The sequence below is a fragment of the Desulfovibrio sp. ZJ369 genome, assembly GCF_011039085.1.
Classification (GTDB): domain Bacteria; phylum Desulfobacterota; class Desulfovibrionia; order Desulfovibrionales; family Desulfovibrionaceae; genus Desulfovibrio.
Window position 1 is genome coordinate 13,289 of record NZ_JAAKEI010000021.1, and the last position, 20,805, is coordinate 34,093.

The following is a 20,805-nucleotide window of genomic DNA, read 5'->3' on the forward strand; positions in this document are numbered from 1 at the left end:
CAGAGGAGGAAACAATGCCCAAAGAAGGTTCCGTGGCGCCTAAGGAGCGCGTCAACATTGTGTACAGGCCCGCCACGGGCGACGCCCAGGAAGATGTGGAGCTGCCCCTCAAGCTCATGGTGCTCGGCGACTTCACGCAGCGCGAAGACGATCGCGCCGTGGAAGACCGCGACCCGGTTTCCGTGGACAAAATGAACTTCAACGACGTGATGCGGGGGCAGGATCTTTCACTTTCCCTCACTGTGCCCGACAAACTGGCGAACGAGCCCGATGCGCGGCTGGGAGTACGCCTGAAGTTCGAAAACATCAATGATTTCTCGCCCGACGCCATTGTGCGCCAGGTGCCGGAACTGGCCAGGCTGCTGGAGCTGCGCGAATCGCTCAAGGCGCTTAAGGGGCCGCTGGCCAATGTGCCGGAATTTCGTCGCAAAGTGCAGGAAATGGTGACGGATGAAAACATCAGGGCCGCCCTGCTCAAGGAACTCAACCTCGAAGACCGCTAAGGAAGCGCCATGAGTCAGACGGATACGACAGCAGCGCAGGCGCAGACGGCCACGGCCAGTCTGCTTGACGAAATTGTGGAGGCCACCAAGCTCAAACCGGGCGATGAGGGTTTCGACGCCACGCGCACGGGCCTCCAGGCCTTTCTGAAGCAACTGGTGAGGCAGAGCACAGAAACCAAAGTTTCCCCGGCGCTGGTGGATAAGATGCTGGCCGATGTGGACGCGCGTCTTTCCGCTCAGGTCAACGCCATCATGCACCATGAGGAATTTCAGAGCCTGGAGAGCGCCTGGCGCGGCCTGAAGTTTCTGGTGGACCGGACCGACTTCCGGCAGAACATCAAGATCGAATTCCTCAGCGTTTCCAAGGAAGATCTGCTCACCGACTTTGAGGATTCGCCCGAAATCATGCGCTCGGGCCTGTATAAACACGTCTACACCGCCGAATACGGCCAATTCGGCGGCCAGCCCGTAGGCGTCATGGTGGGCAATTACGAATTCGGCCCCGGCGCCCAGGACATGCAGTTGCTGCAATATATGTCCGGCGTGGCGGCCATGTCGCACGCCCCCTTTGTGGCGGCGGCCGGCAAGAGCTTCTTCGGCATTGATTCCTGGGAGGAGCTGCCCAATCTCAAAGATCTGAAGTCGATTTTCGAAATGCCGCAATACACCAAATGGCGCGCTTTTCGTGATACGGAAGACTCCCGCTATGTGGGCCTGACCCTGCCCAGGTTCCTGCTGCGCGTGCCCTACGGGGCTGAAACCGTGCCCGCCAAAAGCTTCGTCTTCAGCGAAGAGGCGGAAAAAACCGACGACTTCTGCTGGGGCAACACGGCCTTCGCCTTTGCGGGCCGGCTTACCGACAGCTTCGCCAAGTACCGCTGGTGCGCCAATATCATCGGGCCGCAGGGAGGCGGCGCGGTGGAAAACCTCCCGGTGTACAACTTCGAGTCCCTGGGGCAGATCCAGACCAAAATCCCCACCCAGGTGCTCATTTCCGAACGTCGCGAATACGAGCTGGCCGAAGAAGGCTTTATTGCCCTGACCATGCGCAAGGGGGCCGACAACGCGGCCTTCTTCTCGGCCAATTCCTGCCAGCGTCCCAAGATCTTCGCCAACACGCCCGAGGGCAAGGAGGCCGAACTCAACTTCAAGCTCTCCACCCAGTTGCCGTACATGATGATTATGAACCGCCTGGCGCACTACATCAAGGTCATCCAGCGCGAGAACATCGGCACCTGGAAGGAGCGCGCAGACCTTGAGCGTGAACTGAACACCTGGATCAGCCAGTATGTGACCGAAATGGACGATCCCGACCCGGTTACCCGCAGCAAACGCCCGCTGCGCATGGCCCGGATTGAGGTCAGGGACGTGACCGGGGAGCCGGGCTGGTATACCGTGAGCCTGCTGGCCAGGCCGCACTTCAAGTACATGGGTGCGAGCTTCACCCTTTCTCTGGTGGGCAAGCTGGATAAGAACTGATCTCTAGAGCAGATTACCTTTGACTTTTTATGAAAGTCAAAGGTGGCATTCAGGCGAAAAGCGCGGTTTTCGCCTGAATGTACGCCGCGTTGCGGCGGCTGCCGCTTTCGCGTCAGCAGAGCATTTTCAAAGTGAAAATGCTCTAACCCCCGCGCAAAGGAGAAGAAAACATGGCACTGACCGCGTACATGAAGGTGGAAGGCAAGACCCAGGGCGAAATCAAGGGCGATTGCCCCCAGGGCGGAGACAAGAAAGACAAAATCACGGTTTACGCCCTGGAACATCTGGTGGAGATCCCCAAAGACACGCATACCGGCCTGCCCACGGGCCAGCGCATCCACCATCCTCTGAGCATTACCAAGCATCTGGATCAGGCCAGCCCCAAACTCTACAAGGCCTGCTGCACCGGCGAACAATGTACGGTCACTATCGATCATTACCGTATTGCGCCCACCGGCCTGGAAGAAAAATACTACACCATCAAAATGGAAGACGCCATTGTGGTCTCCATGAACAAATACACTCCGCTGACCTTCCTGCCGGACAACAAGCCGTATCATGACATGGAAACGGTTTCCTTCACCTATTCCAAGATCACCTGGACGTACAACGACGGCAACATCGAATATGTGGACGACTGGAAAAAATAAGCGCCGCGCCCAGCGACCATGAGGAAAGGGCATGGACGGATCAAGGCTGCTTGAGCGCATCATGGCCGCGGAGCGGGGCAGGCGGCTTTCTCCGGAAGCCGACGGGCCGGAGACGCTGCTGACGTCCGTGGGCGTCTATCTGAGCCGCCTGCTCAACACCCGGCAGGGCAGCACTCCGGCCGCCCCGGAACTGGGCCTGCCGGACATCACCCATTTTGTGCAGGCCGCCGGGGGCGAGCGCATGCGCGACCTGGAAGAGATGATGGCCGCCGTGATCAGCCGCTATGAGCCGCGTTTGCGCGACGTGGAGGTGCGCCACTGCCCCGAGGCCGGGGCTCCGTTCACGCTGGCTTTCACGCTTTCCGGCAAGGTGCGGCGCAACGACACCCTCCTGCCTGTGGTTTTTGAAACCCTGCTCAGGCCCGACGGGCGCATTGAAGTCAAAGGCTACGCATGATTTCAGGCTATTACCGACAGGAACTGGATCGCCTGCGCGAACTGGGCGCGGCTTTTTCCAGGGCGCATCCGGCGCTGGCCCCCATGCTTTCCGCCGAGGCCACCGACCCGGACGTGGAGCGCCTGCTCGAAGGCACGGCCTTTCTCTCCGCGCTGATCCGCGAAAAGCTGGAAGACGAGCTGCCCGAGGTCATCCATGCCCTGTTGGGCATGGTGGCCCCGCACTATCTGCGCCCCCTGCCCTCGGCCACGCTCATTGCCTTCACGCCCCGCAAGGCCCTGCGGGAATGCCTGACCATCCCGCGCGGCACGGAGCTGAAATCCGTGGAAGTGGAGGGCGCGCACTGCATCTTCACCACCTGCGCCGATGTCCGGCTGGCCCCCCTGAGCCTTGCGGGCGTAAGCTTTGCCCGTACCGGGCCGCGCAAGGGCGAACTCGGCCTGCGTTTCAGCGCCAACGGCCTGCCCCTTGAAGCCGTGGCCCTGCCGGAGCTGCGCCTCTCCTTCGTCGGCAGCTATGCGGACGCGGCGCGGCGGATCATGCTCTGCCTCACCCGCGTCCGGGAAGTGCGCCTCATTCCCGAAGGCGGCCGCGGCACGCCCCTGCGCCTGCCGCCTTCGGCGCTGCGGCTCACGGGCTTCGGGGCCGACGAGGCGCTCATCCCCTATCCGCCGGAATCCTTCGCGGGCTTCCGGCATATCCAGGAATATTTTCTTCTGCCCGAGCGCTTCTGCACCCTGGCCCTGAGCGGCTTCGACGCCTGGGCCCGGCGCACAAGCGCCGCGGCCTTCCGGCTGGAGCTGGATCTGGACGATCTGCCGGATGAGGTTCCGCCATTCCGCGACGAGCATGTGCGCCTTTTCGTCACGCCTGCGGTCAATATCTTTCCCATGTCCGGCGAACCCATCACCCTTGATCATCGCCGGGAAAGCTATGCCGTGCGCCCCGCCGGGCACAAGGCCGGAGAGTATGAAGTCTATGCCGTGGACAAAGTCACGGGCTTTGCGCAGGGCTCGCTGCGGGAGCGGGAATACGCGCCCTTCATGGTCGCCAATCCCGGCGCAGGAACAGGAGGCGTGTATGCCCTGTCCTCGCGCCTTTCCGTCAGCGGCGAGAGCGTGGATGTGGAACTTTCCGTGGGGCATGCCGGGGAGGGCGCTCCGGCCGCCGAGGTGCTTTCTCTGGAACTGCGCTGCACCAACGGTTCCCTGCCGGAAAAGCTGAACGCCGGCGACGTGACCCAACCCACGGCCTCCTCGCCGCAACTGGCGGAATTCACCAATCTGCGCGCGCCCACAGCCACGGTGCGGCCGCCTCTGGGCGGCGATACCCTCTGGCGTCTGCTCTCGCATCTTTTCCTCAATTATCTTTCCGTGGCCAGAGCCGACAACCTGCGCGCGCTGCTCAAGCTCTACATCTTCAACAAAACCACGGATCGCGCGGCTCTGCTGGCCAACATCAACCGCGTGGACGGCATTGCGGATCTGTGCGTGGTCCCGGCGGAACGCTTTGTGCGGGATCGGCTCATGCGCGGGCAGAATATTTCCCTGACCCTGACGCCGGAAAATTTCGCCAGCGACGGGGACATGTATCTCTTCTGCTGCGTGCTGGACGTTTTTTTGAGCAATTATGCGGCCGTCAATACCTATACGCAGCTCACCGCCGCAGACAGCTACGGCCGCTGCGAATTCGCCTGGCCCGCCCGCCTCGGGGAAAGGACGCTGCTGTGAACGCCCGGCCGCGCTCCCCCGCCGAACGGACCGGCGCGACGCCCGGCGGCGTCCTGGAATGTCTCTTCGCCGATCCCTCCTCCTTCAGCTTTGTGCAGGCCGTGCGCGTGCTGCACGCCGCTTACGGCGCGGGAGAAAGCGTCATGGATTTTCTGCGCGCCCGCGTGCGTGTGCGTCCGCACCTCTCCCTGGCCTTTCCCCCGCGCGACGTGGTGAGCCTGGAAAGGATTTCCCCAGGCGGAACACCCGCGCCGGACGGCGCGGCCGGGCAAAGCCTGGGGGATACCTTCCGGATCACGGTCAGCGTCATGGGCCTGTACGGCGCGGCCTCGCCGCTGCCCACCTTCTACACCGAGGATCTGCTGGCCGAAGCCCGCGAAGACGGCGCGGCCGGGCGCGATTTTCTGGATGTGCTCAATGCGGGCCTGTTCGGCCTGTTCCTCTGGGGGGGCTGGTTCCGTTACCACCCTCTCCGCGCTCTGGAAGAGCAGAGGGATACGGCGCTGCTTGAGCGGATGTTCTCTCTCGCGGGCCTGGGCGATCCCGATCTGCGGCAAAGCGTGGCGCAGCCGCGCGGCCTCCTGCCCCTGGCGGGGATTCTGAGCCAGTTTCCGCGTTCGGCCGCCGGGCTGGGCGCTTTTCTGTCCAGCCGGCTCAAGGTGCGCGTGCGCATCCGCCAGTGCGTATGGCGTCAGGCGGCTCTGCCCGAGGAGCAGCGATGTCGCCTTGACGGCGGCAAGGCGCTGGGACAGGACGCCATCCTGGGCAGCCGGGTGGACGACGCCAACGGCAAGATCGGCATTCTGCTGGAAGGGCTGACGCGAGAAGATCTTCCGCGCTTTGCGCACGACGGCGAAGGCTGCGCGCAACTGCGCGCTTTCATGGATTTCTACTGCACCGAGCCCCTGGACGCCGATATCCATCTGGAGATGGCGCCCGGGCTCTGCCGCGGAGCACGCCTCGGCGCGGGACCGGACACATCCCCGGCCTGGCGGCGGCTGGGCTGCGACACATGGCTGGGCGATCCGGAAAAAGGCCGTGCGCCCCGGCTGGACGGCCAGGGGCCGCACGCCTATGCCCAGGGCTTCGGCAAGGCCCTGATTCCGGGCTGCCGCTGGCGGAAAAATGCCGGGCAGTAGGGCGTTTTGCTCATGAAATGAGCTAGAGCAGCCGCCGGAGCAGCTTCACGAGGAAATTGTTCTCACCAGAGATCCAAGGAGGCGTCATGATCGGCGTGGATATGAAGGGCCTCATCGACAAATGCAACGGATTCTGCACGCAGGCGCTGCACGCCGCCGCAGGCATGACCGTCAGCCGCGAGCACTATGAAGTGACCTTCGAACATTTTCTGCTGGCCTGCCTGGAAGAGCCCGCCTCCGACGCCTCGCTGCTCCTGGCCGGCGCAGGCGCGGACATGGCGGCCCTCAAGGCGGAAATCAAGCGCGCGCTGGCCTCCTTCCGCGCCGGGAATACCGGACGGCCCGTATTTTCACCCACCCTTCAGGACGCGCTGGAAGCAGGCTGGCTGGTCTCGTCCGTGGATCTCAGGCGCGCGCAACTGTGCTCCGGCGGGGTGCTGCTGGCTTTTCTGCGCCGCCCCAACTTCTACGCCCAGGGCGACTACACCCGCCTGCTGCGGGAGGTGAGCGCCGATGAGCTGCTGCGCTCCTTCGCCCGTTTGACCGGCGCCTCCTGCGAGGCGGGCGCGCCTGCCGACGCCGCGACTGCGGGCCGGGAGGGCGCGGACGCCCAGGGCCAAAGCGGCGCCGAAAGCTTCATCGCCCGTTTCTGCGAGGACATCACGGCCAAGGCCCAGGCGGGCAAACTGGATCCGGTCTTCGGACGCGACCGGGAAATCCGTCAGATGGTGGACATCCTGGCCCGCCGCCGCAAAAACAATCCCATTCTGGTGGGCGAGCCGGGCGTGGGCAAAACCGCGGTCATGGAGGGTCTGGCCCTGCGCATCAGTCAGGGCGACGTGCCCGAAACCCTGCGCGGCGTGACGCTGCTGAGCCTGGACATGGGTCTGCTGGAGGCCGGGGCCTCGGTCAAGGGCGAATTCGAGCGCCGCCTCAAGGGCGTGCTGGACGAAATCAAGGCCGCCACAGCCTCGATCATCCTGTTCATCGACGAGGCCCATCTGCTGGTGGGCGGCGGCAACGGGGCCGGCGGTTCGGACGCGGCCAATCTCATGAAGCCCGCCCTGGCCCGCGGTGAAATCCGCACCTGCGCGGCCACCACCTGGAAAGAATACAAGAAATATTTTGAAAAAGACGCCGCCCTGGCCCGCCGCTTCCAGATCGTCAAACTGGACGAGCCCTCGGCAAGGACCACGGCCCTTATTCTGCGCGGCCTGAAAGCCAATTATGAAAAAGCGCACAATGTGCTGGTGCGGGACGAGGCCCTGCAGGCAGCGGCCGACTTTGCCGACCGCTACATCAGCGGGCGTTTTCTGCCGGACAAGGCTGTGGATCTGCTGGATACGGCCTGCGCGCGGGTCAGGGTGTCCCTGGCGGCCAAACCCGCCGCGCTGGAAGACGCGCAACACCGCGCCCAGTCCGCCCAGCGGGAATTGACGGCTCTGGAGCGGGATGCAGCCGAAGGCGTGCAGACGGACCCGGCGCGCCTCAAGGCCCTGCGGGCGGAGATCGCGGCGGCCGCTGCCGAGGCCGCCGAGCTGGAAAGCGTCTGGCGCGAAGAACTGGAGCTGGCCCGCGCCGTGCTGGACGCCCGGGCCCGCCTGCGCGCCGCCCGCGACACCCCGGACCGCGACGCGGCCCTGGCCGCCGTGCTGGACGCGCGCGAGGCTCTGGCCGCCCGTCAGGGCGACGCGCCGCTGCTGGCCGTGGAAGTGACCCCCGACGTGGTGGCTCAGGTGGTGTCCGACTGGACGGGCATTCCCGTGGGCAAGGTGGCGCGGGAGCAGGCCGCGCAGATTGCCGGGCTGCCGGCCACGCTCAACGCCCGGATCAGAGGGCAGGACGCGGCCCTGGCCGCCGTGGTCGAAGGCATCCAGGCCGGCAAGGCCGGCCTGCGCGCGCCCGAGCAGCCCCTGGGGGTTTTTCTGCTGGCCGGCCCTTCCGGCGTGGGCAAGACAGAAACAGGTCTGGCTCTGGCCGACGCGCTCTTCGGCGACGAAACGTCGGTGATCACCGTGAACATGAGCGAATTCCAGGAAAAGCATTCCGTCTCGCGCCTGATCGGCTCGCCTCCGGGCTATGTGGGCTACGGCGAAGGAGGCATGCTCACCGAGGCCGTGCGCCGCCGCCCCTATGCCGTGGTGCTGCTGGACGAGGTGGAGAAAGCCCACCCGGACGTCATGCAGCTCTTTTACCAGGTTTTCGACAAGGGCGTGCTCACCGACGGCGAGGGCACGGAAGTGAGCTTCCGTAACACGGTCATCCTGCTGACCTCCAATCTGGGTTCCGAAGTCATCCAGGCCATGTGCGAAAGCGGGGAGGCGCCCTCGCCCGAGGCCTTCGCGGCGGCCCTGCGGCCCCTGCTCTCCCGGCATTTTCAGCCTGCCCTGCTGGCCCGGATGCGCATTGTGCCCTATGTGAGCCTTGGCGCGGAAGCCCTGCGCAACATTGCGGCCCTTAAGCTCGGCGCCCTTGCCGCACGGCTCAGGGCCAACAACGGCATGGCCTGCCGCTGGACAGAGGCCGTGCCGGAATATCTGGCCCTGCGCTGCACGGAAACGGAAACCGGCGCGCGCAACATCGATCATGTGCTGGCCGGTTCCGTGCTGCCGCGCCTGGCCCGCAATATCCTGGAACACATGGCCGGCGGCAAACAGCCGCGCGGCGTTGTTCTGGACGTGCGTGACAACGAACTGGACATGGCTTTCGAGGACGGCCCGGCCCCGGACGCCGGGGGGGAGGACAGGGCATGAAAAAAAGCGTTCTGCTGACCCTGCTGGAAGCCAACGACCCGCTCGCCCGCGCCCTGGGCCAGGAAATCTCCCGCATGGGCGCTGACTGCCAGGCCCATTTCTGGGAAGATGCGCCCGAAAAACAGGCTTTTGCGCCGGTCATCGCCGAACTGTGCAAACCCGCCTGCGGGGTCTGGGTCATTGCCGGAAACGCCTCGTCGTTCGCGCGTACAAGCATCCGCATCGGCCTTGCGCTTACGGCTCTGGCGGCCCGCCACGCCCATGCCCGGGAAGGGCGTAACCTGCCCGTTGTCCTGAGTCTGTCCGGGCAAGGCGAGATCCGCCCGCCCGCGCCCCTGGCCGACGCGGAACCGGTGGACAGTGGGCTGGGGGCCAAAGTGACGGCGCGCCTCTACGCGCCGGGCAGCGTACAGGCCTTCCCCTATCGCTGTACGGTTCATGCCCTGCCGGGACTGGGGCTCTGGCTGGAAACAGGGCCGGCTGACGAGCCCTGGCAGGGCGCGCTCACGGGCGTGCGCGGCGTAAACGCGCGGCCCGACGCCCACGGCGTGGGCCAGGCCGGGATGATCCCCAGCCGTTGCACCTTGCGACACCCCGTACAGGGCCTGCGCCTGACTCACAGCGGCGCGGAATACACGGCCTGGGGCGTGCAGAACGATCTCAGCCCGGCCCAGAGCTATTTCACGCGCCTGGCCGGCCTCCCCGAAGCCCTGGTCTTCGGCCCGTATCCGTCGGACGACGAGGCGGAACTCTACACGCTCAATCTGTGCTGAGGCAGCCATGACACGCACACGCATTCCGGTCGCGCCGCATGGGTTCCGCCTTCCGGCGATCCTGCTGTTCTGCCTGCTGGCCGCAACGGGCGGCTGCTCCGACAAGTCGCCCGTGATTCCGGCCAATTCCACGCTCACGCCCGGCGCCAGCCCGGACAGTATGCTCTGGAATTTCGCGGCCAAGGCCCTGGTGCTGCATCTCAAGGCCGCCCCGGACATGAACTTTGACAACGGCCAGGCCCATACCCTCAAATTGTGCATGTACCAGCTCGAAAAGCTGGATGCCTTCAACAACCTGGCCCAGAGCCCGGACGGTCTGGCCAGGCTCATGGAATGCACGCGATTCGATCCCGCGGTCAGGGACATGAACAGCCAGATCGTCACGCCCGGCCAGGTGGAAAGTCAGACCTTCGACCGCGCCGAAGGCGCGAAGCATGTGGCCGTTGTGGCCGGATACAGCCGCCTGGAGCCGGGCCTTGTCTCGCGGGTCTGGTCCGTGCCCGCGGCGCAATATGTGGACGGATCCCTTTTCTGGAAAACCACGTACTATTACCCCGGCCCGCTGGAAATGATCATTTTGCTGGGCCCGTCCTCGCTGCAACGCTATACCGAGCCCGTGGGGGAAAAATAATGACCAAAGGTCCGGTTTTCTGGCATCAGGGGCTGTTTTTGCAGCCGCAACATTTTCAGGTGGCCGACGCCAGGCTGGAGGAACTTCTGGGCTCGCTGGCCTCAATGGCCCGCCCCTGGTTCTGGGGCGTGCGCGAACTGAGCCTGGATCCGGGCGCTCTGGCCGCGGGCACAGTGGCCCTGACCTCCTGCCGGGTGCTTTTTCCGGGCATGGGCATTCTGCTGGAATGCCCGGGCAACGCCGTGTGCGCAGGCCGCGTGCCGCCGGAAGAGCTGGCGGGCATGGGCGAAAGCGTGGACGTGCTGCTGGGCCTGCGCCTCCTGAAGCCGGGGCAGGCCAATGTGAGCGTCTGCGACGGCGCGGACGAACTGAGCAAAGCCTCCACCCGGCTCGCGGCGCTCACGGGCCAGCCCCCGGTTGACGACCTCTATCAGGAGGGCCCGGCGGCCCACACGCGCCGTCTGACCTATGTGCTGCAACTGGTTTTCGGGCCGGAAGCCGAAAAACGCAGCGACATGCTGCTCATGCCCGTGGCGCGTCTGACACGCGCGGCCGAGGCCTGGCGCGTGGATCAGGACTATGCCCCGCCCTGCTTCTGCCTGGAAGACTCGCCGCCGCTGGCCGCCATCGTTCGCGAAGTGCGCGACCGCGTGCTGGGCAAGGCCCGCGAACTGGATTCGTACAAAAACCTCGCGCGGCGCGGCAACATGGGGGATATGACCTCCCTGTTCCTGATCCTGCGTTCCCTTTCGCGTTTCGCGGCCCGGCTGGATGCGGTCAGCGCCCTGCCGCGCGTGGCCCCGTGGGACGCGTACATCCTGCTGCGCGAACTGGTGGCCGAACTCTCGGTGTTTTCCTCAGGCATCAACCCTCTGGGAGAGGACGCCCAGGGCGCGAGCCTTGTCCCGCCTTACGAACATACGGATCCCGCCCCGGCCTTCCGCTGCCTGCGCGATCTTCTCATCCGCCTGCTGGACAGCCTTTCCACCGGGCCGCGCTATATGGTCCGCTTCGAGCCGAAACCGCCCGTTTTCGAGGCGCGCCTTGCCGCGCATATTTTCGAGGATCCGGCGGGGCGGAACGAATACTGGGTGACGCTGCACTCCGCAACCGCAGGGCTGGACGCACACGGCGACGCCGTGCGGCGGGCCAAATTTTCCTCGGCCGGTGAAATGCCCACCCTGCTTTCCCGCGCTCTGCCCGGCCTGCCTTTCAGCGTGGAGGAACATCCGCCCCTGGGCCTGGCCCGCAAAAAAAATACGCTCTATCTGCGCCTGCATACGGATTCCCCCCTCTGGCTGCCCGTGACCGAACAGGGCGGCCTGGCTTTGTGCTGGGAAGAAGCGCCGGCCGATCTGGAAGCTTACTTCGTGGTGCTGGAGAACTAAAATGGGCCTTTTTCGCAACTATCTGCCCCTGCTGGCTTTTGCGGCGCTGTTCCGCGACCGGCCCGACCTCGCCGAGACGCCCTATGAAATTGTGCGCGGCGATGTGCAGCGCCTGCTGGCCGAAGCAGAGGCGGCGTCCGCGGGCGAAAGCGAAGAAGCCCGGAATGAGGCGCTCTTCGCGGCCTGCGCCTTTGTGGACGAAGCCCTGCTGACCACGTCCTGGCAGGGCCGCGCGGCCTGGGCGCGGCAAACCCTGCAACGGCTTTATTGCGGCACGGTGAACGCGGGTACGGAGTTTTACGAGCATTGCCGCGCGCTCCTGACCCGGCACGAGGGCGCGCCGCTGCGTATGCCCGAATCCGCCCCGCGGGCGCAGCCGCCACAGAACGGCGAGGCGCAGGCAACGCAGCATGAAAGCTTTTCCGCCTACCTGCGGCGCCAGTCCGCGCAGGGACGCCGGAAGGCCCGGGAAAAGACGCCGCCCGGCAACGTGCCTTGCGAACCCCACCAGGCCGTGGCTGCCGCAAGCACGGCTGAGGCCGCGGCTTCGGCCCGTGACGGGAGCGTCACAGAGGATTTGCTGCGCCTGTACGGGGCCTGCCTGTGCATGGGCTTCAGCGGGCAGTATTACGACCAAAGCGAGCGGGACAAGCTTTACGCCCTGGCCGCGCAAAGCCTGGAGCGGGCCGTGGGGGGCCGCGCCACGCTCGGGCAGCGCGTGATCACGCCCGAAGCCTATTACATGCCCAAGGCCTCCAGGCCGCACAAAAAAGATTTCTGGCGGCGCGTCCTGCTCTTCGGCGCGTTCCCCGCCGCCCTGACCCTTCTGGTCTATCTGATTTACGCGCACATGCTTTCGGCTTTTGTCGTCCAATGGCTGTCCGCGCTGGGGAGCCGGCCATGAACAAATTGCTCGGCATCGTCCTGCGCGTGCTCCTTCTGCTGCTGATCCTCAACCTGCTGGCCCTGGGCGGCTACATGCTGCATACGCGCCTGGGCTGGAGCCTGCTGGAGGTGGGAGCTCTCTATCTGGGCGCGCTGGCCGCGGTCATCGCCGTTCTGGCGGGCCGCCGCCTGTACTGCCGGCGCCGGGAGGAGCGCTTCATCCGCAAGATGGTGGAGCACGACCGCCCCAGCCTCACGGACGACGACGAGGATCGCCGTATTGCGGAACTGCGCCAACGCTGGACGCGCGGCGTGGCCATGCTGCGCGCTTCCACGGCGCGGCTGGGCGGAGACCCTCTGTACAGCCTGCCCTGGTTCATGATCTTCGGAGAATCGGGATCGGGCAAGTCCACCGCCATTTCGCACGCGCGCCTCTCGGCCTCGGCCAGCGAAGCGGGCCCGCTGGCGCATGTGGCCAACACCCGCAACTGCGACTGGTGGTTCTTTGACGAGGCCGTCATCCTGGACACGGCCGGGCGCTACGCCGTGCCCATCCGCGAAGAGGCCGACCGCCGGGAATGGGAAGAATTTCTCTCCCTGCTGGCCGCCCACCGCCGCCGCGAACCGCTCAACGGCCTTATCCTCACACTTTCGGCCGAACGCCTGCAAAACGAAAGCCCCGACGCCCTGGGCGACTATGGGCGGGCCCTGCGCAAGCGCATGGACAGCATGGTACGCGCTCTGGGGGCGCGTTTTCCGGTCTATGTGCTGATAACCAAGATGGACAAGGTGCTGGGCCTGGACGCCCTGGCGGGCCTCATGGACGAAGCCGAGCTGCGGCAGGCCCTGGGCCTGCTCGACCGCAGCGCCGGAGACGGAGCCGAGGAATTTCTGGAGCGCGCCCTGAGCCATGTGCGCCGCCGCCTGAGCGATCTCAGCCTGCTTTTCATTGCCCACGCCCGCGCGGGCAATGCCGAGGCCGTGCTGCTGCCCGAGGAACTGGAGCGCCTCTACCCCGGCATCCGGGCCTTTGTGCGCGGGGCGTTCGCGCCCAGCGTCTACGCGGAAGCGCCCCGCCTGCGCGGCCTCTTCTTTTCCAGCGGCAGGCAGGAGGGCCAGGTGCGCTCCAATCTGCTGGCAGAACTGAACACCTTCAAAGATGTTGGCCGGGCCCTGCCAGGCACGGACAACGCCTTATTTCTCCACGACTTTTTCACGGCGATCCTGCCCAGAGAGCGGGGGCTCGGCCGGATCGTGGACACCTGGCTCAACCTCCTGGGATTCAGGCGCAATCTGCGCTGCGCGGTCTGGCTGCTTTTTCTGCTGACCCTCTGCGCCTATTTCAGCGCCAGTTATGTTTCCAACATGCGCGCGCTCAAGGATATCAGCCTGCAATTGCCCCAAGCTCCGGTGCTGAGCGCCGACATAGCCAGGCGCGTGGCCCTGCTCAGCGACGTGGCGGAAAAAATCAAACATTTTGAAAGCCGGGTGGAGAGCCACGCCTGGATGCTGCCCGGCAAAAGCCAGAACAGGCTGGCCCTGAGCGCCCTCAAACATTCCTATGCGGACTGGGTCCGGCCCGGTCTGCTGACTCTGGACGAGGCCGTGGTCAGCGCGACGCTGGCCCAACTGCCGCCACAGCGCCGCCGCAGCGCCCTGGTGGCCCTCTGCGACTACCAGGCCTGGGCGCACAGCGTGCTCACGGCGGTGAAAAACGGCGCCACGCCCCCGGCAGCCAAGGACAGCGTGGACAGTTTCGCCGAGACCCTGGGCTCTCTGCTGCCCGCGGGCAGCGCATACCTGAGCAACGTCTTTTCGGCCTATGCCCGCTGGGAAACGCCCGGCTCGCGCGACATTCAGATCGACCAGCAGTCGCTGCGCCTGGCCTCCTACCTCGATCTGCTGGGCACAGACCTGAACTGGCTCACCGAATGGCTCAACGCCCGCTCCAGCATAGCGCCGGTCAGGCTGAACGCCTTCTGGCCCCGCGCCAGGGCCGATCCTCATGTGCCCCCGGCCTACACGCCGCAAGGCTTCAAGCGCCTGGAAAGCATGCTGCAAGCGCTGGAAAACGCGGCTCTGGACAAAGCCTCCTTCGCCGCGTCGGCCGCCGACTACAAGCGCCGCTACGCCAATGCCTACCGCGCGGCCTGGTGGCGCATGGCCGCCGCCTTTGGCGCCTGCCTCGAAGACAACACGCAGCCGGAACAATGGCGCGTCCTGGCCGGGCAGATGGCCCAGGCGGACAATCCCTTCTTCCGCTTCATCCGGGCCATGGCCGATGCCTTCGAGCCGGTGGCCGCCCTGGGCGACGTGGCCGCGCGGGACACGCTGCCGGCCGAGTTCACGGCGGTGCTCGACGGCTATGCGGCGCAGGGCACGCCACAGACCCTGGGCGAGAAGATCACGGAAACCAGGGAAAATCTGCAAACCGCCGTGGACAGCGGCAAAGCCCGGGAGACGGATCGCCGCGCCGACAGCGTCAAACTGTACGCCGCCTATGCCAAGGCCCTGACTGAGCTGCGCACAAGCACCCGCACGGACAGCAACGCGCTGGCCCTGGCTGCGGCGGGCTACACGGGCGGCAGCGCCGCGGCGGGCACGCCGGTCAGCGCGGGCCTTACCGCCCTGGCCGAACTCAAGGCGCGCATGGATGAGGGCTACAGCCACCACAGCCTGTTCTGGTCTCTGGTGGAAGGGCCGCTGGCCTTTCAGACGATCCTGGCGATCTACCGTTCGGCCTGCGCGCTCAACAGCCTGTGGGACGCGACGGTGCTGGCCAATACCGCCCAACTGCCGCCCGAAGCCCTTTGGGATCAGCTTTTCGGGGATCAGAGCACCCTGCGGGCCTTTGTCACCGGCCCGGCCAAGCCCTTTCTGCGCGCCCGGCCTGACGGCTGGAGCCCGGCGCGCTGGCTGGGCGTCAGCTATCCCGTGAGTCCGGAGCTGCTGCGCTTCCTGGACCTGGGCATCAATGAGAACAACAAGGTCAAGGAGAAGTATGCGGTGCATATTACGGCCAGGCCGGTCAACGTCAACGACATGGCCCAGAAGCCGCACCGCGTGAGCCTGCGCCTGGAATGCGGCGACGCCACCCAGACCCTGGACAACTACAATTACCCGGTAAGCAGGGAATTCGTCTGGCAACCCGCAACCTGCGGCGCGGTGAGCCTGGAAGTGGCCTTTGAGGGGGTGAACGTGACCCGGAAATGGGAGGGCGAATGGGCTTTTCAGCAATTCCTGCGGGAAGCCGCGGGCGGCGATCTGCTGCTGCGGCCCGAGGATTTTCCCGCCCAGAAGCAGGCGCTTGAGGCCCTGGACGTGGAGGAAATCCATGTCCGATACGGCTTCAAGGGCGCGGACGAAGTGCTCGCCGCGCAACGCTACACGCCCGTGGGCCTGCCGCGCTCGGCGGCCGTCTGCCGCGCCGGGGCTTCCGCCGCGCTGGGGGAGGACGCCGGCCTCACCGGCGTACGGCTGCCCTCGCTGGCCGGCGCGCCCGCTCTCCGCGGCTCCGGCACGGTTCCGCCTCCGGCTTCCGCCGGGCCACAAGGAGGGCGCCCGTGAGCAGCTTCGACTACCGCGGCCCCTACGGCCTGCTGGCCCTGTGGTTCCTGCTGGTGACGGCCATGCTCGCGGCCAGCGGCTACGGCGAGTGGCGCTTTCTCTTCCTCAGCGCGTCCCCTGCCCTGCCGCGCCAGGCGGCCCCCACGCCCGCCGCCGGGCAGCAGAACGTGCGCGACCTCCTCACTGCAACGCAGAATCCGCCGCCGGTTCTGCCGGCCTCGCACGCGCCCGCGGTCAGTGTGCCGCCCGCCGCCAGACCAGAGGTTTCCGATCCGCAGTTCGAGATGGACAAAACGTCCTTCAGCGCGGTCTTTCGTCTGAGCGTGCCGGGCGTTTTGCGCCGCACGGCCTTTCAGCAGTCGCCGGCGGCCTGGATGGTGGATCTGGACGGGGCCTGGCAACGCCGGGGCCGGGAAGAATACCGCTTTGAGCATCCCCTTATCCGCAAGGTGCGCATTATACCCCGCAAGGACTATCTGCGCTTCATCTTTTATTATGCGGACAAAAGGCACAAGCGTGGCCCGCAGCCCGAGGCGGATCTGCGGCCGGACAGGCTGAGCGTGACCTTCAGGCGCTGAGCCGGCGGCATAAACCCCAAAAAAGGAAAAAAGATGCACCGTCAGATATATCATGACATTGTGGGCCACATTTCCCTTGCCAACGGCATGGTGCGCTTCGACTTCTACGATGAGGTTCCCGAAGCCCCGCAGGACGCGGCCAAAGAAGGGCCGCCGCAGTATGAAATGTCGCGCCGCCTGGTCATGCCGCTGGCCTCCGTGCTCCAGACCTGGCAGATGCTGGACGGCGTGGTGGCAAAACTGCGTGAAGCCGGTCTGGTCCGGCCCGCCGCGCCGGAGGAGGACAAAGCGTGAGCCGCCTGCACCAGGCCGTCTTTACCTTTGCCAGCGACGCCCTGGCTGCGGACGCTTTTGACGTGCTGCGCTTTTCCGGCACCGAAGGCATTTCGAGCCTGTACGAGTTCGACGTGCTGCTCCTCTCTGCCGAACAGAATATCGATCCCGCCGCCGTGCTTCAGGGCGCGGCCTCCTTCAGCATCAAAGCGCCTTTCGCGCCCGAAGGCGACCTGGAATACAAGGGCATCCTGAGCGGATTCGAGCAGTTGCAGCGCCTGGGCCAACATTATCTGTACCGCGCCCGGCTGCGGCACAAGCTCTGGTGGCTTTCCCTTATCCGGCAGAACCGCGTTTTTCTGGATCTCTCGCCCGTGGAGGCCGTCAACCAGATCCTGGCCGAGGCGGGCCTGAGCCAGGGCGCGGACTTTGCCTGGCAATGCCGTGAAAAGTACGCCAAACGCGAATTCATCTGCCAATATGACGAAACGGATCTGGCCTTCATCAGCCGCTGGCTGGAACGCCTGGGCATCTGCTACTGGTTTGCGCACGGCCCTGCCGGGGCCTGCTGCAACTTCACGGACGCCTCCCTGGCCCATACCCCTCTGCCCGGCCATGAAAGCTGCCGTTTCGCCGATCCTACGGGGCTTGCGCCGGACAATCCCGGGCAGGTCATCGCGGACTTTGTCTGCCGTTGCCGCCCTCTGCCCAGGGAGGTGCGCTACAAAAGCTACAATCCCCAAAAGCCGGATCTGGATCTGACCTGCACGGCCCCGGTGCGCAACGACGGGCGCGGCGTCTTTTACCGTTACGGCGACAATTACGCCGACCCGGACGAAGGCGCGGCCCTGGCCCGCAGCGAAGCCCAGGCCCTGCTCTGCCAGGCTGAGATCTATGCCGGAATTTCCCACAATCCGGCCCTGCGACCCGGCTACACCTTCAGCCTGCAGCGGCACTTCCGTTCCGCCTGGAACCGCGCCTACCTGACCACGGCCGTGCGCCATGAGGGCAGCCAGGCCCGCCTGCTGGTCAGGGCCTACGGCCTTCAGGGCCTGGACGACGCGGACAGGCTGCACTACCGCAACAGTTTCGAGTGCATCCCGGCCTCCGCGCAATTCCGCCCCGCGCGCGTGACGCCCTGGCCGCGCGTGGCCGGCTGCGTGCCGGCCAGGGTGGACGGCCAGGGATCGGGCCGCTATGCCGAACTGGACGCAGCGGGCCGCTACAAGGTCATTCTGCCCTTTGACGCTTCGGGGCGCGGCAGCGGCAAGGCCTCCTGCTGGCTGCGCATGATGCAGCCCTTTGCCGGCGAGGGCATGGGCTTTCACGCGCCCCTGCACAAGGGCACGGAAGTCATGGTCGGCTTTGTGGACGGCGACCCGGACAGGCCCGTGATTATGGGCGCAGTGCCCAATCCCGTGACGCCCAGCCCGGTGACGGACGCCAATGCCACACAGATCGCCCTGCACAGCGCCACGGGCCAGAAAATCCGACTGGAGGACGCCCAGGGGCAGGAGCATATCCTGCTCTCCTCGGCTGACGGGGGCACCTACATCAAAATAGGGAAGATCTGATGGACGACGACGCGCAAAACCTGATTTCCGGCAACGGCTTTGAATTGTGCGCCACAGAGGCCTTCAAAATCTCCGCGCAGTTTTACAATACCCTGATTGGGGGCGAAAGCGGCAGCGTGACCATAGGCTTCAAGGCCGACTCGGTTAACGGCCTGCGCTGGCTGGCGGATATGGGGGCCATGTGCGAGGGCACGGCCTTTGCCGCGGATCTGATCAAGGATTTCATGCATGTGGAAAATTGCGGACGCCTGGTTGTCCTGAACGGCGCGGAGATCGACATCATCGGCATGGAGATGGAACGCATTGATACTCTTTTAACTGAGATAGAAAACAGTATAAACACTGCGGCCAACTCTTTGCGCAATGTGAACCAGAAAGCCAGCGTCGCTGCGACGCGCCAGAGCCTTCAAAGTTCGCAGGGCAGGGTAGACGGCTCCGTCCGCGAGGTGACCGCCCTGCGGGATGAACTCGCCGGCCTGCACAACACTGCCGGCGCCGCGCGGGAGGAAATCAACGGAACAGGCACAACCAACGCATGCACGGTTTCCGAGGTGGCAAGCCAAAGCAGGCGGGCCGAGACCGTCCGCCGGAGAACTTGCGCAAACACCGTGCAAACAGCCGTCACCTGCAACGAAACCGCAGGCAGCCACATCCAGGAATGAACACGGGCAAGGCCGGGGAGAAAAGGAATGAGCAATACCGACCCGCAAGACATTCCCACTGCCACGGGCATGGAATTCTGCACCACCGGCTGGTTCAACGCCACGGTCAAGGCCTGGAACACAGTTGCCTTCCTCGTGGTGAACAAAGACATCGTGGGCGCTCAGTACAGCACCTCCTTTCTTGCCTGCAATGTGCTGTCCACAACCGGGGCAAGCGTCACCTGCCGTCTGTCAGCCCATGCCGTGCTGGAAAACGTGAAGAAGAAGTGCGTCTGGCAGAGCGCCAGGATCACCACCACCAACAAATCCGTGGAGAGAAGCAGGAGAAAATTAAGCACCGTGGCGGAATCTTGCGAAGCGATAGGGCAGAAGATGGAAAACATCAGGGAGTGGGTCGAGCTTTGCGCCGCGGGGCAAAAGATCGCCGATGCCGCCACGCAGATAGACACGCGCTTCACAGAGGTATGCGCCACCGCCGCTCAAACTGTAACGCAGGCGCAGAGCACGCTGGTGAATCTCAACCGGGCGCAAGGGACGGTCAACCAAAACTTCGGGCAAATGATCCGCGCCCAGGGCAAAAGCGAGGAATATCTCGGCACTCTGAACGAAGTGGTGGAGACTGCCAGCAGCATCATGGCTGAGGGGCATGAAAGCGGAGAAATAATGACCACTCTCGCTGAGATAGTCATCAAGTGAGGAAACACCCATGCCTTCCGATTTCGCAACGCCCGCCCGGCCTGAGGCTTTTTCTTCCCAAGCCGAACCTGACCAGGATCACGCGCCGGATGCCGCGGACAATCCGGATCAAAATGCCCCGGATCAGGACGGGCAGAGTAACGCAGATCCGGCTCAGGAAGATCCCAGGCCGGGTGAAACCGATGCTCCGGAAGACGGCGGCGCTCCGGCCGAGCCCCCGGTAGAACCGTCTCCAGTGGAACCGTCTCCAGTGGAACCGTCTCCAGTGGAACCGCCGCCCGTGGAACCGTCTCCAGTTGAACCGCCGCCCGTGGAACCGCCGCCGGTAGAACCGCCGCCCGTGGAACCGCCGCCCGTGGAACCCTCTCCGGTTGAACCGCCGCCGGGCGAGTCTCCTTCGTATGTGGACGAGCATACCGCACGAGGCCCCAACAGCATCGCCCTGGTCATGCCGGTTCTCAAACTCCAGGCTTCGGCCAGCAATGAGCTCATTGTGGGTGAAAGCACCAGCGTGGTCATAGGCAGCAAAATCGACATGGTCGCAGGAGCCAAATTTCTCTATACGGCCGCACCGGTGGAATTCAAGGTGAATTACGGCATCAGCATCATTTCCGACCGCAGCAGGCTGCTCAAGCGGGTCAGGAACGAAAATCAGACGATTAACGCAGTAACCTGCATAGGCCGAAAAAACAAAGTGTACAAAAGCCTCTGCCAGCGGATCAAAGTAGCGGGTGAAGATATGAAGCGCATAAAAAACAGCCTGCAAACCTGCGCCACAAAGGCAGAGGTGGAGGCGATGAACAACGAGATAACGGCAACCGTGGAGCGGCTTAACGAGCAGTGCACAACGGCTGTGGCGGAGCTCAACACCGTGGCTGCGCAGAGCACGAATCTCGCCGAAAAGAACGACACAACCGTGGGCGTGGCCAATACCCTGGCGGGGAGCATCCAAAGCGCAAGCGTCGAGAGCACACGCACCGCGGCCTCCTGCACTCAATCCCATGTCAGCAGCAGCACGCTTGCTGCGCAGAGCAGCGCCGACGCCGTCGCAACCCTGCTGAACTGAG

General features: G+C 65.0%; 18 protein-coding genes. All 18 read left to right on the plus strand.

From position 1 onward, the window contains the following. Nucleotides 1-14 precede the first annotated feature (14 nt). The 18 genes from tssB (at nt 15) to G7Y51_RS08415 (ending at nt 20,804) form a co-directional block, all read left to right on the plus strand. Nucleotides 15-503, plus strand: a complete 489-nt coding sequence (gene tssB, locus G7Y51_RS08330; RefSeq protein WP_165176422.1) for a type VI secretion system contractile sheath small subunit — start codon at nt 15-17, stop codon at nt 501-503. A 9-nt stretch (nt 504-512) separates the two neighbouring features. Further along, nucleotides 513-1,982, plus strand: a complete 1,470-nt coding sequence (tssC, locus tag G7Y51_RS08335) for a type VI secretion system contractile sheath large subunit (RefSeq protein WP_165176424.1) — start codon at nt 513-515, stop codon at nt 1,980-1,982. Between the two features lie 170 nt (nt 1,983-2,152). Further along, nucleotides 2,153-2,632, plus strand: coding sequence for an Hcp family type VI secretion system effector (locus G7Y51_RS08340; protein ID WP_165067344.1), 480 nt, complete (start codon nt 2,153-2,155; stop codon nt 2,630-2,632). Between the two features lie 31 nt (nt 2,633-2,663). Continuing rightward, nucleotides 2,664-3,089, plus strand: a complete 426-nt coding sequence (gene tssE, locus G7Y51_RS08345; protein WP_165176426.1) for a type VI secretion system baseplate subunit TssE — start codon at nt 2,664-2,666, stop codon at nt 3,087-3,089. After that, nucleotides 3,086-4,819 (plus strand): type VI secretion system baseplate subunit TssF, encoded by a 1,734-nt coding sequence (gene tssF, locus G7Y51_RS08350; protein ID WP_165176428.1) that lies wholly within the window; start codon nt 3,086-3,088, stop codon nt 4,817-4,819. Before tssE ends, tssF begins: the two co-directional genes overlap by 4 nt. Continuing rightward, complete coding sequence (gene tssG, locus G7Y51_RS08355; protein WP_165176430.1) at nt 4,816-5,958, plus strand: type VI secretion system baseplate subunit TssG; 1,143 nt, start codon at nt 4,816-4,818, stop codon at nt 5,956-5,958. The genes tssF and tssG overlap by 4 nt, the downstream gene beginning before the upstream one ends. Before the next feature lie 86 nt (nt 5,959-6,044). Further along, entirely contained in the window at nt 6,045-8,711 is a 2,667-nt protein-coding gene (gene tssH / locus G7Y51_RS08360; RefSeq protein WP_165176432.1) for a type VI secretion system ATPase TssH, read from the plus strand. Next, complete coding sequence (locus G7Y51_RS08365; protein WP_165176434.1) at nt 8,708-9,484, plus strand: hypothetical protein; 777 nt, start codon at nt 8,708-8,710, stop codon at nt 9,482-9,484. Before tssH ends, G7Y51_RS08365 begins: the two co-directional genes overlap by 4 nt. A gap of 7 nt (nt 9,485-9,491) precedes the next feature. After that, a complete protein-coding gene (tssJ, locus tag G7Y51_RS08370) occupies nt 9,492-10,115 on the plus strand; it encodes a type VI secretion system lipoprotein TssJ (RefSeq protein ID WP_165176436.1) in 624 nt (207 codons plus the stop codon). Continuing rightward, the gene (tssK, locus tag G7Y51_RS08375) at nt 10,115-11,503 is read left to right on the plus strand and encodes a type VI secretion system baseplate subunit TssK (RefSeq protein ID WP_165176438.1); all 1,389 of its coding nucleotides are present in this window, start codon (nt 10,115-10,117) and stop codon (nt 11,501-11,503) included. The genes tssJ and tssK overlap by 1 nt, the downstream gene beginning before the upstream one ends. Before the next feature lies 1 nt (nt 11,504). After that, the gene (locus G7Y51_RS08380; RefSeq protein ID WP_165176440.1) at nt 11,505-12,407 is read left to right on the plus strand and encodes a DotU family type IV/VI secretion system protein; all 903 of its coding nucleotides are present in this window, start codon (nt 11,505-11,507) and stop codon (nt 12,405-12,407) included. After that, nucleotides 12,404-15,955 carry a type VI secretion protein IcmF/TssM N-terminal domain-containing protein gene (locus G7Y51_RS08385; RefSeq protein WP_165176442.1) on the plus strand — a complete coding sequence of 1,184 codons (3,552 nt, stop codon included), beginning with the start codon at nt 12,404-12,406 and terminating at the stop codon, nt 15,953-15,955. Before G7Y51_RS08380 ends, G7Y51_RS08385 begins: the two co-directional genes overlap by 4 nt. Beyond that, nucleotides 15,952-16,533, plus strand: a complete 582-nt coding sequence (locus tag G7Y51_RS08390) for a hypothetical protein (protein ID WP_165176444.1) — start codon at nt 15,952-15,954, stop codon at nt 16,531-16,533. The genes G7Y51_RS08385 and G7Y51_RS08390 overlap by 4 nt, the downstream gene beginning before the upstream one ends. A 33-nt stretch (nt 16,534-16,566) precedes the next feature. Further along, a complete protein-coding gene (locus G7Y51_RS08395; RefSeq protein WP_165067381.1) occupies nt 16,567-16,827 on the plus strand; it encodes a hypothetical protein in 261 nt (86 codons plus the stop codon). After that, nucleotides 16,824-18,380: a type VI secretion system tip protein TssI/VgrG gene (tssI, locus tag G7Y51_RS08400; protein ID WP_165176446.1), complete on the plus strand. Its 1,557-nt coding sequence runs from the start codon at nt 16,824-16,826 to the stop codon at nt 18,378-18,380. Before G7Y51_RS08395 ends, tssI begins: the two co-directional genes overlap by 4 nt. Next, the gene (locus tag G7Y51_RS08405) at nt 18,380-19,042 is read left to right on the plus strand and encodes a hypothetical protein (protein ID WP_165176448.1); all 663 of its coding nucleotides are present in this window, start codon (nt 18,380-18,382) and stop codon (nt 19,040-19,042) included. The genes tssI and G7Y51_RS08405 overlap by 1 nt, the downstream gene beginning before the upstream one ends. 27 nt (nt 19,043-19,069) lie before the next feature. Then, a complete protein-coding gene (locus tag G7Y51_RS08410; RefSeq protein ID WP_165176450.1) occupies nt 19,070-19,738 on the plus strand; it encodes a hypothetical protein in 669 nt (222 codons plus the stop codon). A 10-nt stretch (nt 19,739-19,748) separates the two neighbouring features. Next, a complete protein-coding gene (locus G7Y51_RS08415; RefSeq protein WP_165176452.1) occupies nt 19,749-20,804 on the plus strand; it encodes a hypothetical protein in 1,056 nt (351 codons plus the stop codon). Nucleotide 20,805 lies beyond the last annotated feature (1 nt).

Coding starts and splice junctions, on each gene's coding strand:
- G7Y51_RS08340 (WP_165067344.1), top strand. CDS start 2,153: ATGGCACTGACCGCGTACATGAAGGTGGAAGGCAAGACCCAGGGCGAA.
- G7Y51_RS08380 (WP_165176440.1), top strand. CDS start 11,505: ATGGGCCTTTTTCGCAACTATCTGCCCCTGCTGGCTTTTGCGGCGCTG.
- tssH (WP_165176432.1), top strand. CDS start 6,045: ATGATCGGCGTGGATATGAAGGGCCTCATCGACAAATGCAACGGATTC.
- G7Y51_RS08395 (WP_165067381.1), top strand. CDS start 16,567: ATGCACCGTCAGATATATCATGACATTGTGGGCCACATTTCCCTTGCC.
- tssK (WP_165176438.1), top strand. CDS start 10,115: ATGACCAAAGGTCCGGTTTTCTGGCATCAGGGGCTGTTTTTGCAGCCG.
- G7Y51_RS08410 (WP_165176450.1), top strand. CDS start 19,070: ATGAGCAATACCGACCCGCAAGACATTCCCACTGCCACGGGCATGGAA.
- tssC (WP_165176424.1), top strand. CDS start 513: ATGAGTCAGACGGATACGACAGCAGCGCAGGCGCAGACGGCCACGGCC.
- G7Y51_RS08405 (WP_165176448.1), top strand. CDS start 18,380: ATGGACGACGACGCGCAAAACCTGATTTCCGGCAACGGCTTTGAATTG.
- G7Y51_RS08385 (WP_165176442.1), top strand. CDS start 12,404: ATGAACAAATTGCTCGGCATCGTCCTGCGCGTGCTCCTTCTGCTGCTG.
- tssE (WP_165176426.1), top strand. CDS start 2,664: ATGGACGGATCAAGGCTGCTTGAGCGCATCATGGCCGCGGAGCGGGGC.
- tssF (WP_165176428.1), top strand. CDS start 3,086: ATGATTTCAGGCTATTACCGACAGGAACTGGATCGCCTGCGCGAACTG.
- G7Y51_RS08415 (WP_165176452.1), top strand. CDS start 19,749: ATGCCTTCCGATTTCGCAACGCCCGCCCGGCCTGAGGCTTTTTCTTCC.
- tssB (WP_165176422.1), top strand. CDS start 15: ATGCCCAAAGAAGGTTCCGTGGCGCCTAAGGAGCGCGTCAACATTGTG.
- tssJ (WP_165176436.1), top strand. CDS start 9,492: ATGACACGCACACGCATTCCGGTCGCGCCGCATGGGTTCCGCCTTCCG.
- G7Y51_RS08365 (WP_165176434.1), top strand. CDS start 8,708: ATGAAAAAAAGCGTTCTGCTGACCCTGCTGGAAGCCAACGACCCGCTC.